Here is a 16,414-nt window from a genome sequence, read left to right on the forward strand (position 1 = left end):
TGTGTTTGTAACTAATCGTCGCTTTTCTTATCGTGTCTGGCGCCTTAGCGTCGGTTCATGACGACAATTAGGGGCGACCGCGGAAGTGACGCGCTTCCTCTCGCTTTGCGATCGGACAGCTTGGTCGGTTCGGTCATCGACTCCTCGACGTCTCTTCTAGCCCGCCAGACGCATGACATTGTCCGGTTCGCGATGGGGGCTCCGAGCGACGACCTCATGCCGGTGCAGCTGTTGGACCGCTTTGCCGCCCGTGCAGTGCCGGGCAAGTACAGTTACGGCTCCTCTGAAGGTGAGCCTGGTCTGGTCAGCGAGGTCTTGAAACTTCAGTCTGAGCATGGATACGCCAGCGCGGCTGACCGGATCACCATCACTACGGGCGGCATGCAGGGCCTGGATCTGGCGTGCAAGCTCTTCATCGACCCGGGCGATCTGGTGATTGTGGAGGGGCCCACGTATACCAACGGCAACGCCACCGCGTTGTCCTACGGTGCGGAGCTGCTCGAGGCCCCACTGGATGAGAACGGTCTGGTGGTCGAGGCGTTGCCCGAGCTGGTCGCGCGTACCGGTCGCACGCCGAAAGCGATCTACACGATCCCTAACTTTCAGAACCCGTCGGGCGTCACCTTGTCGCTGCGGCGCCGGGAGCAGCTCCTCGAGCTCGCCGGGCAGTGGGGGGCGGTCATCCTCGACGACGACCCATATGGTCTGCTCCGCTTCGAGAACAGCCCGATCCCCGGGCTGAACGAGCTGGATCCGGGGAACCCGTTGATCTTCTCCGTGCGCACCTTCTCCAAAATCCTGGCTCCCGGCCTGCGCGTCGGGTGGGTCGATGCCGACCCCAGCCTCCAGCCGTTGCTGATCAACGCCAAGCAGGCCATGGACACGTGCACCAGTGTCCCGGCGCAGCTCACCGTGACGGACTTCCTCGCCGGTGGACACCTGCAGCCCCACCTTGACCGTGTCATGAGCCTCTACCACGAGCGAAAAGACGCGATGAGGGCAGCGCTCACGCGCCACTTTGGCGACGCCGTCCGTACCACCGACCCCGCCGGGGGCTTCTTCCTATGGGCCACCTTCGCGGACCCCCGGATCGACACCCAGGCATTGTTCGCGACCGCGCTGAGCGAGGGCGTCGCATACATCCCGGGGCCGGCGTTCTCGGTCAACGACAACTTTCACGACGCCCTGCGCCTGTGCTTTGCGACATCCACGCCGGAGCGCATCGACGTGGGGGTCGCCCGGCTCAAGAACGCCATCGACAAAATCGGAACGCGCTCATGAGCCGCCGCACCGCCATCGTGACCGGCTCAACCTCCGGAATCGGCCACGAGATCGCCCGCCGACTCCATGTCGACGGCTTCAACATCGTCATCACCGGCCGCGACAAGGAGCGTGGCGACCATGTGCGTGAGGAATTAGGCGCGAACGCCACCTTCATCCCCCTGGACCTGACTGCCTTAGACGCACCGGCACAGCTCGCCGCAGCCGCCATCGAACACTACGGACGTCTCGACGTCGTGGTCAACAACGCCGCCATGGACCACACCGACGACCTCCTCGAGGCGCCGATCGAGGAGGTGCGGCTGCTGTTTGAAGTGAACACGATCGCCACGATCGCGGTGCTGCAAGAGAGCGCCAAGCGCATGCAGCATGGCGGCTCGATCATCAACATCACCTCACGGCTGGCGTCCATCGGCGTCCCCACGATGAGCCTTTACAGTGCCACCAAGGGCGCGATCAAGGCCCTAACCACGGCGGCAGCAGTCGAGCTGGCCCCGCGCAATATCCGGGTCAACGCGGTCGCCCCAGGCATGACTCGTACGCCGCTGTACGACGCCTGGGTCAACGAGCAGTTCGACCCCGCACAGACCGCACGCGACGTAGTCGAAGCCATCCCCCTAGGTCGCCTCGCCGTCCCCGCCGACGTGGCCGCGGCCGTGAGCTTCCTGGCCTCTGAAGACGCCTCCTACATCACCGGTGTCTCGATCGCCATCGACGGCGGCTACACCGCCCGCTGACCAAGCATCCGAAGAAGGGACGCAAGCATGTCTAACACCAAGCAGATTCTGGATGGGCCCGCCTTGTGGCCGGCTCAGGCCCACGTTCCTTCAATCGTTGGACGCCAGCTCGTGATCGAGCGCGGTGAAGGCTGCTACCTGCACACCGCGGATGGGCGTCGCCTCTTCGACGGCACCGCCGGGCTGTGGCACGCCAACATCGGCCACTCCCACCCGGCGCTGGCCGATGCTGCACGCTCGCAGATGATGAAGTTGGAGACTCACCACATCTTCGCCCGGTTCGTGAACGATCAGGCCCTCAGCCTGGCCGAGCGACTGGCCGGTCTTTCGCCGATTGAGGATCCGAAGGTGATCCTCAACTCCGGAGGTTCAGACGCGATTGATGTGGCCTGCAAGCTGGCCCGACGTCACTGGCAGCGTGAAGGTCGCACCTCCAAGAAGACGATCATCAGCCGGGAGCACGCCTACCACGGGCTGCACGCCTACGGCACCAGCATCGCGGGCCTCGAGTTCAACCGCGAGGGATACGGCACACCATCCCTTGTGCCGGAGACCGCGCGCGTGCCGGTTCACGACATCGACGCCCTCGCCCGCACCATCATCAGCATCGGCGCGGAGAACATTGCCGCCATCGTGACTGAGCCCATCCAAGGCACCGGTGGGGTCAATCCACCGGCACCGGGATACCTGGAGACCCTCCAGGCGCTTTGTCGCGAGCACGACATCCTGCTCATCCTGGATGAGGTCATCACCGGCTTTGGCCGCACCGGCCACATGTTCGCGGCCGAGCGGTTCGGCCTGAAACCGGACATGATCACCTTCGCGAAGGGCGTCACCTCCGGGTACGCCCCCCTGGGCGGTGTTCTCGTCGCGCCCAAGATCTGGCAGCCGTTCTACGTCGACGATCCCGCAACCCCGATCTTCCGCCATGGCGCCACCTACGCCGGCCACGCCACGGCCTGCGCGGTCGCCATGGCCAATCTCGACATCCTCGAACAAGACAAGCTGATCCCCCGTGCGGCCCAGTTGGAGCAGCTCCTCGGGTCCCTGCTCAAGCAGCTGCAGGCCCGACGGGCGAGCGTGGCCGAGGTGCGGGTCGGCGGGTTCCTCGGCGGCGTCACCCTGGTCAATGAGGTCTCCGCCGAGCGCGCCGCCGACGCGCTCATTGAGAGGGGCTTCATCTCCCGCCCTCTGCGCGGCAACACCCTGCAGATCAGCCCACCGTTCATCACCACCGACGACGAGCTTGGCCAGTTCGTCGAGGCCATCGACGACGTCCTGTTCGCGGAGGAGACCAAATGAGCACCCAAGTGTCCGGCAGCGCCGTGGTCCCTGGACTCGCCGTTGCCGACCCGGAGCTCGCCCTCGCCGCGGATGTCGTGCTGCGCGGCTTGCAGCTGCCGACCGGACCGGTCACCTTCGACGTGAACGACCCCTCCACCGGGCAGGTGATCGCCAGCCTGCCCGACACCGGTCCCGACCAGGCGCTGGAAGCCGTCGCGCTGGCCGATGAGGCCGGACGTGCCTGGGCTGCCACCACACCACGTGTACGGGCCGACATTCTGCGGCGCTGGTACGACCTGCTTCACGAGAACGCAGAGACGATCGCTCTGCTGATCACCCGGGAGATGGGCAAGCCGCTGGCCGAGGCGCGCGGCGAGGTGGTCTATGGCAGCGACTTCGTGCGCTGGTACGCCGAGGAAGCCGTCCGCCCGGCAGGCAACTTCCGCGACGTCCCCACCGGCGGGGGCACCCTGCTGACCCGCCGCGCCCCGGTCGGACTGTCGATCCTGATCACCCCGTGGAACTTCCCGCTGGCGATGGCCACCCGCAAGATCGCCCCCGCCCTCGCGGCCGGCTGCCCCGTGGTCATCAAACCGGCCGCGCTGACACCGCTCACCACGTACTACGCCGTCGAGCTGGCGTACCGCGCCGGCGTGCCCGAGAACCTGATCCAGGTCATCAGCACCACCAACGCCTCGGCCTTCAGCGAGGCCGTCCTGCGGGACCCCCGGGTTCGCAAGGTGTCCTTCACCGGCTCGACAGGCGTCGGCAAGGTGCTACTGCGCCTCGCCGCGGAGAACGTGCTGCGCCCCTCCATGGAACTAGGTGGCAACGCGCCACTGATCGTGTTCGACGACGCCGACCTCGATCGGGCCGTCGACGGCGCCTATGCGGCGAAGATGCGCAACGGTGGCCAATCCTGCATCGCGGCCAACCGGATCTTTGTCCAAGACGGCATCGCCGACGCCTTCGTGGAAGGACTCACCGAGAGGATGGCGGCAACGGTCACTGGTGACGGCCTGGCCAACAACGTCGCACTCGGGCCCCTGATCGACGCCCGCGCCGTCGCGAGCATGCAACGCCTCGTAGAGGACGCCTTCGTCCACGGCGCGCGGGTGCTGACCGGCGGCCGGGCGATCGGTCGTTCAGGTCACTACTTCGAAGCCACCGTTGTGGACCAGGTACCGGCCATTGCCGACATCGCGAGCACGGAGATCTTCGGACCGATCGCGGCGATCCAGCGATTCAGCACCCAGGCCGAGGTGATTGCGCGAGCCAACGCGACCGAGTTCGGACTCGCCGGTTACGTGTTCACTCAAGACCTGGACCGCGCCCTGAACGTCGCCGACGCCCTCGAAACCGGGCTTGTTGGCATCAACCAGGGCGTGCCGTCCAACGCGGCCGCGCCGTTCGGTGGCGTCAAGCAGTCCGGGTTGGGCCGAGAAGGCAGCGCCGAGGGGCTCGAGGAGTACCAAGAGGTCCGGTTCTACAACGTTGCCCGCCGCACCACGACCTGAGCCAACCATCGCCCACCCCGTCCAGAAGCAGTGAGGGACAGCACCATGCGCATCTCGACCGTCAAGGAAATCAAGACCAAGGAAGCCCGCGTCGGAATCACGCCCGCTGGCGTCGCAAGCCTCGTGGGCGACGGTCATGACGTGTTCGTCGAACACGACGCCGGAAACGGCGCTGGCTTCACCAATGACGAGTACGAGCAGGCCGGTGCCAAGCTCGTCGACCAGACCGAGGCTTGGGCCAACGCCGATCTGCTCGTCAAGGTCAAGGAGCCGATTGCACCGGAGTACGGCTCCCTGCGCGAAGACCTCACCCTGTTCACCTACCTGCACCTGGCGGCAGATCGCCCGCTCACCGAAGCGCTACTGAACACCAAGACGCTGGGCATCGCCTACGAGACCGTGCAAGATCACACGGGACTTCCCCTGCTGACCCCGATGAGTGAGATCGCCGGCCGGCTCGCCGCACACGCCGCCGCCACCTACCTCACCGCTCCCGAAGGTGGCCCGGGGCGCCTCCTCGGCGGATCCCCGGGAGTAGCCCCGTGCCGCGTGCTGGTCATCGGCGGCGGCGTCGTCGGCACCCAGGCCGCACTCCTGGCACTGGGGATGCAGGCCGAGGTCACCGTCCTGGACACCTCCCCGACCCGCATCCGCGAACTTGACAACATCCTGGACGGCCGCGCCCGGGTCGTCATGAGCGACCCCGCCACCCTCGCCCGCGAGCTGGCCACAGCCGACGTCGTCATCGGCGCCGTGCTGGTACCCGGCAAGGCCGCACCCAAGGTGGTCAGCCGGGCCGACCTGGCCATGCTGCCGACGGGTGCGCTGCTCATCGACGTGGCCATCGACCAGGGCGGCGCATTCGAGACCTCAAGGCCAACCAGCTACGCCGACCCGATCTACGACGTCGACGGTGTACGCCATTACTGCGTCGCCAACATGCCCGGCGGCGTGCCACAGACCTCCACCCGTGCCCTCACGAACGCGACATTCCCCTACGTGCGACGTCTGGCCGGCCTCGGGGTCGAAGGTGCCCTGGCGGCAGACCCGGCGTTGCGGCTCGGCGTCAACACCCGGGGTGGGCGTATTAGCCATCCCGGCGTGGCCGAAGCGTTCTTGGACCTGCCAAGCTCGCTCGCCTGAGACATGTCTGAAGCACTTGCTTGGCCAAGGATCCTGGCCACGACGCGCCCCGCGCCGCGACCACAGCGAAAAAGGTCAATCGCGATGCTGGCCCGGTCGGGCGTGGACCGGCTTAGCGCGGTCGTCGCACCACGCGGAGTAACGGCGCCCTCGTGCGTCGGATCGGATGTTCAACAACTGCATGAATGATCTTCAAGATCGGAGCCATCCCATGTCCGCCGACGCGACAAACACCCCTGCCACCCAGCCGACGACCGGCACGTCCCGCGTGAAGCGGGGCATGGCCGAGATGCTGAAGGGCGGCGTCATCATGGACGTCGTCAACGTCGAGCAGGCCAAGATCGCCGAGGACGCCGGCGCCGTCGCCGTGATGGCCCTCGAGCGGGTCCCCGCCGACATCCGCGCCCAGGGTGGCGTGTCGCGCATGTCCGACCCCGACATGATCGACGGCATCATCGCGGCCGTCTCGATCCCCGTGATGGCCAAGGCCCGCATCGGCCACTTCGTCGAAGCCCAGGTGCTGCAGTCCCTGGGCGTCGACTACATCGACGAGTCCGAGGTGCTGACCCCGGCCGACTACGCCAACCACATCGACAAGTGGAACTTCACGGTGCCCTTCGTCTGTGGTGCGACCAACCTGGGTGAGGCTCTGCGCCGGATCACCGAGGGCGCGGCGATGATCCGGTCCAAGGGGGAGGCCGGCACCGGCGACGTCTCCAACGCGACCACGCACATGCGCCAGCTCCGCCAGCAGATCCGCAAGCTCCAGAATCTGCCCGAGGACGAGCTGTTCGTCGCGGCCAAGGAGCTCCAGGCGCCCTACGACCTGGTCAAGGAGGTCGCCGAGCTCGGCAAGCTSCCGGTCGTGCTGTTCACCGCCGGTGGCATCGCGACCCCGGCCGAYGCSGCGATGATGATGCAGCTCGGCGCCGAGGGTGTCTTCGTCGGCTCSGGCATCTTCAAGTCCGGCAACCCGGCCCAGCGCGCCGAGGCGATCGTCAAGGCGACGACCTTCTTCGACGACCCCGACGTGATCGCCAAGGTCTCGCGCGGTCTCGGTGAGGCGATGGTCGGCATCAACGTCGACGAGATCCCCGAGCCGCACCGCCTGTCCGAGCGCGGTTGGTAGCCGTGAACATGCTGATCTTGTCCTCCCTGTATCCGCGGAAGGGCTGTGGGAGTCACGCGCTTGCAGACGGAGAGCCAAGTCCGTTGAGAGCCTGCTTGCGAAGCCTTGTGCGGCTCGACCGGGCTGGCTGCCTGGCGCATCACCTGACGGGGCCCGACGGTCGCCTCCAAAGAGATAAGGGTTGAAGAGGAGTGATCAACAGGTCGACCCAGCTGGCTGACCAGCTCCCACGTCGAACCAGCACCCACGCAGGCCTGCGGGCATGGGTCGACGAGGTGGCAGCGATGACCACCCCTGACCACGTCGAGTGGGTCACCGGCTCCGCCGCCGAGTGGACCCGACTGACCGAGAAGCTCGTCGAGGCCGGCACCTTCGTGCGCCTCAACGAGGAGAAGAAGCCGAACAGCTTCTACGCGGCCTCCGACCCGACCGACGTCGCCCGGGTCGAGGACCGCACCTACATCTGCTCCGTGGACGAGAAGGATGCCGGGCCCACCAACAACTGGATGGACCCGAACGAGATGAAGGACCTCATGCGCGGGCTCTACGCCGGCTGCATGAAGGGCCGCACGATGTACGTCATCCCGTTCGTGATGGGTCACGTCGAGGCCGAGAACCCGATGTTCGGGGTCGAGATCACCGACTCCGAGTACGTGGTCGTCTCCATGCGCGTGATGGCCCGCACCGGCGTCAACGTGCTGCGCCGGATCGAGGAGCTCGGCGACAAGGCCAAGTACGTCCCCGCCCTGCACTCCGTCGGCGCCCCCCTCGAGCCCGGCCAGGCCGACGTGAAGTGGCCGTGCAACCCCGAGAAGTACATCGTCCAGTTCCCCGAAGAGCGGATGATCTGGTCCTACGGCTCGGGCTACGGCGGCAACGCGCTGCTGGGCAAGAAGTGCTACTCGCTGCGCATCGCGAGCGTGATGGCCCGCGACGAGGGCTGGCTGGCCGAGCACATGCTCATCCTCAAGCTGGTCTCCCCCGAGCAGCAGGTCTACTACATCGCCGCCGCGTTCCCGAGCGCGTGCGGCAAGACCAACCTCGCGATGCTCGCCCCGACCATCCCGGGCTGGAAGGTCGAGACCCTCGGCGACGACATCGCCTGGATGCGCTTCGGCGACGACGGGCGCCTGTATGCAGTGAACCCCGAGTTCGGCTTCTTCGGCGTCGCCCCGGGCACCAACGAGCACACCAACCCCAACGCGATGAAGACCATCAACAAGGGCAACTCGGTCTTCACCAACGTGGCGCTCACCGACGACAAGGACATCTGGTGGGAGGGCTTGGAGAACACCCCGGCCCACGCCACCAGCTGGAAGGGCCAGGACTGGACGCCGGACTCCGAGGAGCTGTCGAGCCACGCGAACAGCCGCTACTGCACCCCCATCGAGCAGTGCGACATCCTCGCCGACGAGTACTACGACCCCAAGGGTGTGCCGATCTCGGCGATCTTCTTCGGTGGCCGCCGCAAGACGACCGTGCCGTTGGTGACCGAGGCGCGCGACTGGATCCACGGCACCTTCATGGGCGCCACGCTCTCGTCCGAGACCACCGCCGCCGCGACCGGCGCGGTGGGCGTCGTCCGCCGCGACCCGATGGCGATGCTGCCGTTCATCGGCTACAACGCCGGCGACTACTTCCAGCACTGGGTCAACCTCGGCAAGGACGCCGACGCGTCCAAGCTGCCGAAGATCTTCTACGTCAACTGGTTCCGTCGCGACGAGGACGGTGGCTTCCTGTGGCCCGGCTTCGGCGAGAACAGCCGCGTCCTCAAGTGGGCCATCGAGCGCATCGAGGGCAAGGCCGCCGCCGTCGAGACCCCGATCGGCCACGTGCCGACCCCGGAGTCGCTCGACACCTCCGGCCTCGACATGACCGCCGCCGACATCGAGCAGGCACTCAAGGTCGACCCCGAGGAGTGGAAAGCCGAGATCCCGCAGATCGAGGAGTGGTTCGCCAAGTTCGGCGACACCCTGCCCACCCAGCTCCAGGTCGAGCTCGACGGCCTCAAGGCCCGGCTCGGCCTCGCGTGATTTTGCCCTGTGGCACTCCAGCGGATGATGTCAAGTCCGTTTGGGGACCAGCGATTGTGAATGCGCTGGGGCTGTATCTTCACGGGCAGACTGCACAAGGACTGAACGGCGCCGTTGCTCTTGAGGGCCCGTGAGCCGCCCTGACGCCGGGCGAACGGGCGGGGCCCGGAGACAGCGTTCGCCCGACCAGCCCATCGCGTTGATCGCCGACGATGATGCGAATGTTCGCGCCACACTGTCCGCGGCTGTGGGCCTGGTTGGTCTTGCATCCGTAACAATTGAGGACGGACGACAGGCCATCCAAATGCTGGCCGACCTGCGCCCTAGCGTGGTCCTCCTTGACGTACAACTGCCCAGTCTCAGTGGCATTGAGGTCTGCTGGTGGATCCGACGCCAGCGCCACCTTGCGGACGTTCCGGTGATTCTGCTCGGTGCGCGTACTTCACAGTTCGAGATCGATGCGGGCCTGCTGGCCGGAGCGAACCACTACGTGAGGAAGCCGCTCACGAGTGCCCACGTCACGGCCCTCGTCGCGCACCACCTCGTTGGCCGCCCCCCACTGCCGCACCCGGCCCGCGTGATCATCACCGACCCAGCGGACTGAGCAGGCGATGTTCATGGCCCACCGTCCGAGAGACTTCTCGTCGACGTCTTTGGGTAGTGACGAAGCCACCGTCGGGACCACACACGCCGACCTTGTCTACCTCAATACAGGCTGATGTGAGGGACCACTATCCGGGGTGCAAGAAGGAAGGGCACGATGCACGTGTTGGCGAACGAATCGGTGCTCGAGCCGAGGGTCGCTGGCGCGACTGCGACACCAGCGGGTGGCGATGCTGGCTTCTGCCGAGGTGCTCCGACGAACCCGGCACCCGCGGGCGGTACCGCAGGCTGGCCGCCGCCGAGGAACTCGCTCCAGAGATCGACTCCGTTCAGGCGGGTGGCGATCCGCGGCGTCGTGCCCTGTCTGGTGTGCGGCTTTTCCCAGTAGTGTGCCTGCCTCGGCGGGTGCGTCTGGGTGGACGCTTCGACAGGCGTGGACCTGCGCAGTCGGTGCGCGGCGGTGGTCGATCCCAGAAACCCACAGGCAGGCTGTGCCGGCGACCTGAGGCCCGTCTTGAACCCGGACGAGGCGGGGCTGTGATGGATGCGGGCCGGCCGCGGGCGGCTCAGGTTACGATGCCGGGTTTCACAGCGTTCGTGGAGACGCGTCGGCACCGCGTGCCACTCTTCCGGCCTGGTGCCGTCGTTGGCGCCCCCTTGCCGCCAGAACTCTCAGGGTCAAATCTGGGGTACGTCTTGAACGGCGGAACCTCGGGCATCCTGGATGACCGCGCCTTGGGCTTCGAGGCGCCATGGCGCCCAGGCGGCGACTTCCTCTGCGCTCCGGACGCCGGTGGCTGAGCTGTCGGCGCCGGTGGTGGTGATGGCGGTGCGGAGCACGTCGAGAGGGTGGGCGCAGTCGGGTGGGCCGTGGGTGGTGGGGCTGTCGGGGTCGTGGGCGGTGTCGACGTAGAGATGGTTGGTCTCGCGGCCGCGAGTGGCCATGACGTAGAGGGGTTCGCGGAGGGTGGCGGCGGTGATGTAGGCGTGGGCGGTGTCGACGGTGCGGCCTTGGGCGCGGTGGGCGGTGGTGGCATACCCGAGCTCGACGTGCTCGGTCACGTAGTCGGCCGGGAGCACCGCCGCGGCCCCGCCACCGGCTCGGGTGACGTGCAGCGACCCGTGGGGGTGCACCTGGTTGACGACCCAGTCGTCGCCGTTCTTGACCCACCCGCGCCCGGTGGCCAGGGCGCGTTGGTTGAGCCGGGTCACGACGACATCACCGACGCCGGCCGTGGTCCCGTCACTGAGCCGCACCCCATCCGCCGCCACCTCACCGGTGGCGATGCGGTGGTCCCGGGCTCGGGTGTTGAGGCTGGTCACGGTCTGGGTGTCGGCGGCGAGCATGAGCGACCGGTGGCCCGCCTTCGTGTCGGTGCGCCAGGCGTCGAAGAGCAGGTCGAGCAGGTCCTCGCGCCCACCGGCCTGGACCCGACCGTGGCGCAGATAGGTGGCAGCAACGCTGGGCTCGCCGCGGCGCAGCCGGAGGGTGGCGTCGGCTTCCCAGTCGTGGGCGAATCGTTTCACCTGGTGCAGGGTGGGGGTGTCGGCGCCGCGGTCGTCGGCGAGGAGCTTGAATGCGCCGCCGGCCTGCACCGGCGACAGCTGCGCCCAGTCCCCCACGAGGAGGACCTTCGCCCCCACCCGGTGGGCGTGGGTGGCGATGCGGTGCAGGTCTTTCGTTGCGGCCATAGAGGCTTCGTCGACGATGACGAGCTGCCCGGGCCGCAGCGCCCACCGGGCGTAGTCGTCCCATGCGGCGCGGGCCTCCTGCTGCAGTGCCCGGGTTTGGGGTGAGGGGTAGGCACGTGCCAGCCGGCCGGCGTACCCCTGCAGCGCCTCCAGTCGTTCGGGGGTGTGGTCGTGTTCGGAGAGCCACTTGGCGGTGTTCTCCGTGGGCACGCCGACGGCGTCGGCGAGGACCTCCGCCGCGGCGGCGGAGGGGGCGAGTCCGACGACCGAGCCGGGCCCGTGGGCGGTCTCCCACACTGCCCGGACGGCGGCCATCGTGGTGGACTTCCCCGTCCCGGCCGCGCCGACCAGCACGTCCAGCGGCCGCCCCGACGTGACAACGCTCGTCACCGCGTCTACCTGCTCGCCGGACAGAGGGTGGTCGCGGCCAGGCGGGGACCAGCCGACCACCCGCGCCGCCACCACAGCGGGCACGGTGTGTGCGTCGGTGGCGCGGCCGAGTTCGAGGAGTCGGGCTTCGGCGTCGAGGAGCTCGGCGGTGGCGTAGACCTCGCTGTTGCGGGCCCGGAACTTGCTGGACCCGTCGGCGCGTTGCAGCGCCTCCGGGACGAGGCCGACCTCGGGTGGGGTGAGCATGACCGCCCGTTCGGCGGCGTAGGTGGCGGTCTTCTCGGCAACGGCGATGCGGTCGGTGGGGGTGGCGAACCGCACGCCGTGGAGCTGGCGCAGGGTCTCGGCGAGCAGGTTCGCGCGGGTGAACGTGGCCCGCTTGTCGGCCACCTTGTCCAGCACCAGGGTGGCGGCGTCGCGCAGGATGGCGTCGTCGATGTCGGACGCGGCGAGCAGGGGTTGGGTGTTGCGGGCGGCGAGTCGGGCCACCCACGACGCCGGGTCGGTGTCGAGGTGCGGGCCTGCGCGGTGGCGCCATTCCTCGATCAGCTGACCCAACGGTTTCAGGGTCTTGGCGTCGCGGGTGGCGAGGGTGGCCTGCTGCCGCAGCCGCAGGATCTCCGACCCGACCGGGGGTCGCCCATGCGCGGCTCGAAACTGGGTCACCAGGTGCTTGGTGGCGTCCTCGATCGCGGTGGTCCGCTGCGAGAACTCATCGCGCAGCGGTGCGGGGACACCGTCGACCTCCCACTTCGGCTCCGCCGACCGGCGGCGGTGCTCCGGTGTCCAGGCCCAGCCCAACTCGGCGGTCAGCTCGTCGGCCAGGATCCCGTTGTACAGCGCTGACATGCCCACCGTCGCGCGGAACAGGGCCTTGGAGTCGAGGGTGCGCCACTTGCCGTCGGTTACGGTCTGGGCGCGGTTGAGGACGACGACGTGGGTGTGCAGCTGAGGGTCATGGGCGCGGGAGTCCCAGTGGTCGAACGCCACCGCGACCACCCCGCGCACGTCCTCGGACACCACACCGCCGCGCCCGGTGCGGGTGGCGAACACCTGCGACTCACCGTACGCGATGACCGCCTCCAGGGCGCGCCGGTGCGCGGCGTGGATCCGCCGCCGGGTGTCGTCGTCGCCGAGTGCCCAAGCGACGGACACGGACTTGGGCGCGGAGAAGGTGAGGTCGAACCCGGCCACCGCCTGGGATGCTCTCCGCGCTCGGCCAAGGTGGTCGATAACCGTGGTGCGCGGCCCCGCCGGGCGGTGTCCGAGGGCCTCACCGGTGACCGGGTCCTGCAGCATCCCGAGCATCCGCCACAGCTGCTCCTCGGTGACGACGGTCCCGGGTTCGACACCCGCGCCGTCGGCCAGGCCCGTCAAGCCGGCGCCGAGGAAGGTGCCCGGCGGGGTGCCCTCGACGGAGTAGTACCGGGTCAGCCCGGCGGCTGCGCCGGCCTCGTCCATCCGCGCTACCGACGACATCAGGTACCGGTAGCCGGCACCCAGGGTCATGCGCCTGATCGACATCGTCACAACGGGTAAACGGGGCAGACGGGGCACCGCCGGGGCCACGCGAGCCACCTTGGTGCCAACAGTGTGGCGCTCGTGGTCGGTGGGAGTGGCGGGTGGCCAGGTATGCCGCATGCGGTAGGTCGGGAAGGCTGTGGGCGGGTCGGTGGGCGGGTGATGGGCGGGGGGAGGCGTTGCGATGGCAGGGCCTGAGGTCAGGGACGCTGGTGTTGTCTCGCGTGAGCCGGGAGATCGGACGACCGGATCGCCTGCCTCCGTTCGAGCGAGTGCCGCGACGTCACGCGTTGTTCGGCGCACCGTGGCTCATGCCACGAGACCTCGACGGGCCCAGGGTGACCCTGTGGACATTCCAGAGCCGTGGCGCGTACGAGCACCTCCGGCGACGGCGTCCTGGTCGGCGATCCGGCGGCCGCTGACCCGCACTTCGTCGAGGCGTGCCGCTGGATGTGGCGTCATGCAGCACGGCTCATCGAAGCCGCCGACCACCCAAACACCACCGTCGCAGACAGGCGGGCCCTGACCGCCGCCGCGCGTGACCTGTGCACCCCCGGCATGGACGCCATCCACCAACCGTGCCAGCAGGCACCGACGTGCCACTGGCCGCAGTGGCCCCGACGGGACCGCCAACACCCACGCAGGCACCATCACCACAGGCGACCCGATGCGCCAACCCGCCCTGGCCCGCTTGCACACCAGCCGCCGCCTCGCTGGATGCCTACCCACCTAACCCATCGGCGGCATCTTCGACTCAGGGCCCGGCACCGCAACCCCGCGTCGTCGTCCCAAGGCCAACCGGAGCACCGCCTGACCCAAGAGGGCGCGTCGGGGACATGTTTGTCAGCGATGCATCAGAGACTGGTCCCAAGGACTGCGAAGAGGGGAGGTCGATGATGCGAGAACAGAGGCGACCCGTGTGGGAATGGGACCGGCTCGAGCAGCACGAGTTCGACCGGACCGTTGAGCTGCTGCTCTACCTGAAGTACTCGGCAATCGCCCGAGTGGTGCCGCTGGACGGTCGCGGCGGCGACGGCGGCATCGACGTCTTCATGGTGAACGCGGACGGGCACCGAACCATCTTCCAGCTGAAGTACTTTCCCGAAGGTTTCTCCGGCAAGCACAAGGACCGGCGCGAGCAGATCAAGCGGTCCCTGGCCTCCGCGCTCAAACACAACCCAGACGAGTGGGTTCTGGTGTGGCCGTCCGTCCCGCACAAGTCGGACAACGCCTTCATCAGCGACCTCCGGGCTGACAACGCCAGCCTGACCATCACGCCCTGGGGTCGCACCAAGCTTGACGCGCTGCTCGTCGAGTTTCCCGACGTCATCAACGTCATGCGGCGTGGAGAAGCTGCCATCGAGCTGCTCACACAGCTGCGGGAGGAGTCCGCCGCCCTGACAGGTGGCATGACCGACGTTGCGCAACGCGTCGCCGGGCTCAAGGACGTCATCGACGGTTCCGACCCACACTGGACACTCGACATCGCCACCCAGGGCAAGACCATCATCCAGACCCTGCGGGCGAAGCACCCCCAAGCCCCCGAGGTCAGCCCTATCAAGGTTGCGTTCACCGCGGACCTGGATGACGACGAGCATGCCGAGCTGCGCGCGACGCTGCGCCGCAGCCTGGACTACGGGGTTGCCGGCGAGGTGACCCTCCCCGCATCCACCGTGAAGAACTTCCACATCGACGGGCCACCCCTTGTGCACCGCGAACCAACCGACGGCGTCCAGGTCACGTGGTGCGCACCCGTCAACACTGCAGTGGAGGGCGCCAGCATCAAGCTCGTCCTCTCAGACTCCGACGGTCGACTTGTCGCCACGCACATCGGGCGTGCGCTGCACGGCGGCGCCGGCGGCGCTGGCGCCTCCCTCCAAGTGCTATTCCATGACACCGTGTCCCTTACCTACCTGCTCCCACCGCAAGAGGGCGGGACGTGCCGCATGGACCTGTCCTACGACACCGGTGGCGCCAACGGTGACCCAACCCGGGTGCGGAAAGCGACACAGCTCGTGCTCGACCTGAAGGCATCCACACAGATGGACGTCAGCTTCAACGGCACCCGGTTCTTCCACGCCAAGGCAGCTCACACCTTCGGCCGTGCCGACACCGACGACTGGACCGAACATCTGCGAGACCTCAACGGCCTGGCAGTCGACCTCGAGAGCATCGGCCGGGACATCTCCGCAGACCTGACCATCCCCGCTTCCATGAGCACGCAGGAGCGCATCTGGCTGCGATGCGTCCGCCTGATGCTCGAAGGCCACGTCGTCATGAGCCCCAACGTCACCAGCTTCGACGTCACCCTCGAAAACGCCGACGACCCAGGACTGCGAAAGCTGCTGGACCAGCCCGCCGGACAGCTCATCCTCACCCAGGAGCCGTGGAACCCAACCATCGCGGACATGGAGCTGAACCTTCCCGACGCCCGGTTCTGGCACCCGAACGTCGGCGTCTCCGACCGTGAACAAGTAGCGGAGCGGCTGCGTGCCGGTGAGCAGGTCAGCACGACCATTGCGACGCTGGACGGGACCACGTTCCGCCTGCTCATGCCCGAGCGTCTGAAGAATTGCGGCGAGCCGCTCAACCCGGTCGCATGGGGCCTGCGCGACATCCCCGAGAAGCTCCCCAAGGAACTCGACGCACTCGGCTCCTGACCGCGTCCGTCCCGGAGCCAGGTCCCGGCGGTGTTCAGTGACGCCGCAACGCGCGGTGAGCTCCCGCCCCCGACGGCGCCGGGCCGGACACCAACGAACTCGAACGCGCTCCCAGAAGCCTCGCCCCGTCCTGCGCGGGTCGTTAGAGTCCGGCCATGGCCAGCGACGACGCCCGCTCGGTAGCGCTCGAACTCCCTGCAACCCCGGGCACAGACACCCGGTTCAGGGACTCATACCAACCCCAAGCCATCCGAGCGCGCGCCAGATTCTCCCTGACGCAGGCGTACGAAGCGCTCTGGGGCCTGACCAGCGAAGGGTTGGCCTCCCTCGACCCGTCCGGCCCAAGGCACCTCCCTGACAACCGGAACTGGAGGCTGTCAGCAGCCCGGATGGCCCAGCGCAGCCTCGCGAGCCATCCCACGCA

General features: G+C 67.9%; 10 protein-coding genes. 9 read left to right on the forward strand and 1 reads right to left on the reverse strand.

The window, feature by feature from the left end; translation table 11 throughout:
* Positions 1-57: 57 nt before the first annotated feature.
* The 8 genes from ACXJKD_RS19040 to ACXJKD_RS19075 all read left to right on the forward strand — a co-directional run bounded on the left by ACXJKD_RS19040 (position 58) and on the right by ACXJKD_RS19075 (position 9,728).
* Positions 58-1,281 (forward strand): aminotransferase-like domain-containing protein, encoded by a 1,224-nt coding sequence (locus tag ACXJKD_RS19040; protein ID WP_457256469.1) that lies wholly within the window; start codon positions 58-60, stop codon positions 1,279-1,281.
* Positions 1,278-2,018 (forward strand): SDR family NAD(P)-dependent oxidoreductase, encoded by a 741-nt coding sequence (locus tag ACXJKD_RS19045; protein WP_457256471.1) that lies wholly within the window; start codon positions 1,278-1,280, stop codon positions 2,016-2,018. The genes ACXJKD_RS19040 and ACXJKD_RS19045 overlap by 4 nt, the downstream gene beginning before the upstream one ends.
* A gap of 27 nt (positions 2,019-2,045) precedes the next feature.
* Positions 2,046-3,320 carry an aminotransferase family protein gene (locus ACXJKD_RS19050; RefSeq protein WP_457256473.1) on the forward strand — a complete coding sequence of 425 codons (1,275 nt, stop codon included), beginning with the start codon at positions 2,046-2,048 and terminating at the stop codon, positions 3,318-3,320.
* Positions 3,321-3,328: 8 nt separating this feature from the next.
* Positions 3,329-4,819: an NAD-dependent succinate-semialdehyde dehydrogenase gene (locus ACXJKD_RS19055; protein ID WP_457256475.1), complete on the forward strand. Its 1,491-nt coding sequence runs from the start codon at positions 3,329-3,331 to the stop codon at positions 4,817-4,819.
* Between the two features lie 45 nt (positions 4,820-4,864).
* The gene (gene ald / locus ACXJKD_RS19060) at positions 4,865-5,962 is read left to right on the forward strand and encodes an alanine dehydrogenase (RefSeq protein WP_457256476.1); all 1,098 of its coding nucleotides are present in this window, start codon (positions 4,865-4,867) and stop codon (positions 5,960-5,962) included.
* A gap of 211 nt (positions 5,963-6,173) precedes the next feature.
* A complete protein-coding gene (pdxS, locus tag ACXJKD_RS19065; RefSeq protein WP_457256478.1) occupies positions 6,174-7,091 on the forward strand; it encodes a pyridoxal 5'-phosphate synthase lyase subunit PdxS in 918 nt (305 codons plus the stop codon).
* Between the two features lie 212 nt (positions 7,092-7,303).
* Entirely contained in the window at positions 7,304-9,124 is a 1,821-nt protein-coding gene (locus ACXJKD_RS19070) for a phosphoenolpyruvate carboxykinase (GTP) (RefSeq protein ID WP_457256574.1), read from the forward strand.
* A gap of 199 nt (positions 9,125-9,323) precedes the next feature.
* A complete protein-coding gene (locus ACXJKD_RS19075) occupies positions 9,324-9,728 on the forward strand; it encodes a response regulator (protein WP_457256480.1) in 405 nt (134 codons plus the stop codon).
* Positions 9,729-10,405: 677 nt separating this feature from the next.
* Here the strand turns inward: ACXJKD_RS19075 and mobF are convergent.
* Complete coding sequence (gene mobF / locus ACXJKD_RS19080) at positions 10,406-13,333, reverse strand: MobF family relaxase (protein WP_457256482.1); 2,928 nt, start codon at positions 13,331-13,333, stop codon at positions 10,406-10,408.
* Between the two features lie 890 nt (positions 13,334-14,223).
* Here mobF and ACXJKD_RS19085 point away from each other — a divergent pair.
* Complete coding sequence (locus ACXJKD_RS19085) at positions 14,224-15,990, forward strand: hypothetical protein (protein WP_457256483.1); 1,767 nt, start codon at positions 14,224-14,226, stop codon at positions 15,988-15,990.
* Positions 15,991-16,414: the final 424 nt, after the last annotated feature.

Source organism: Pedococcus sp. P5_B7 (assembly GCF_054049895.1).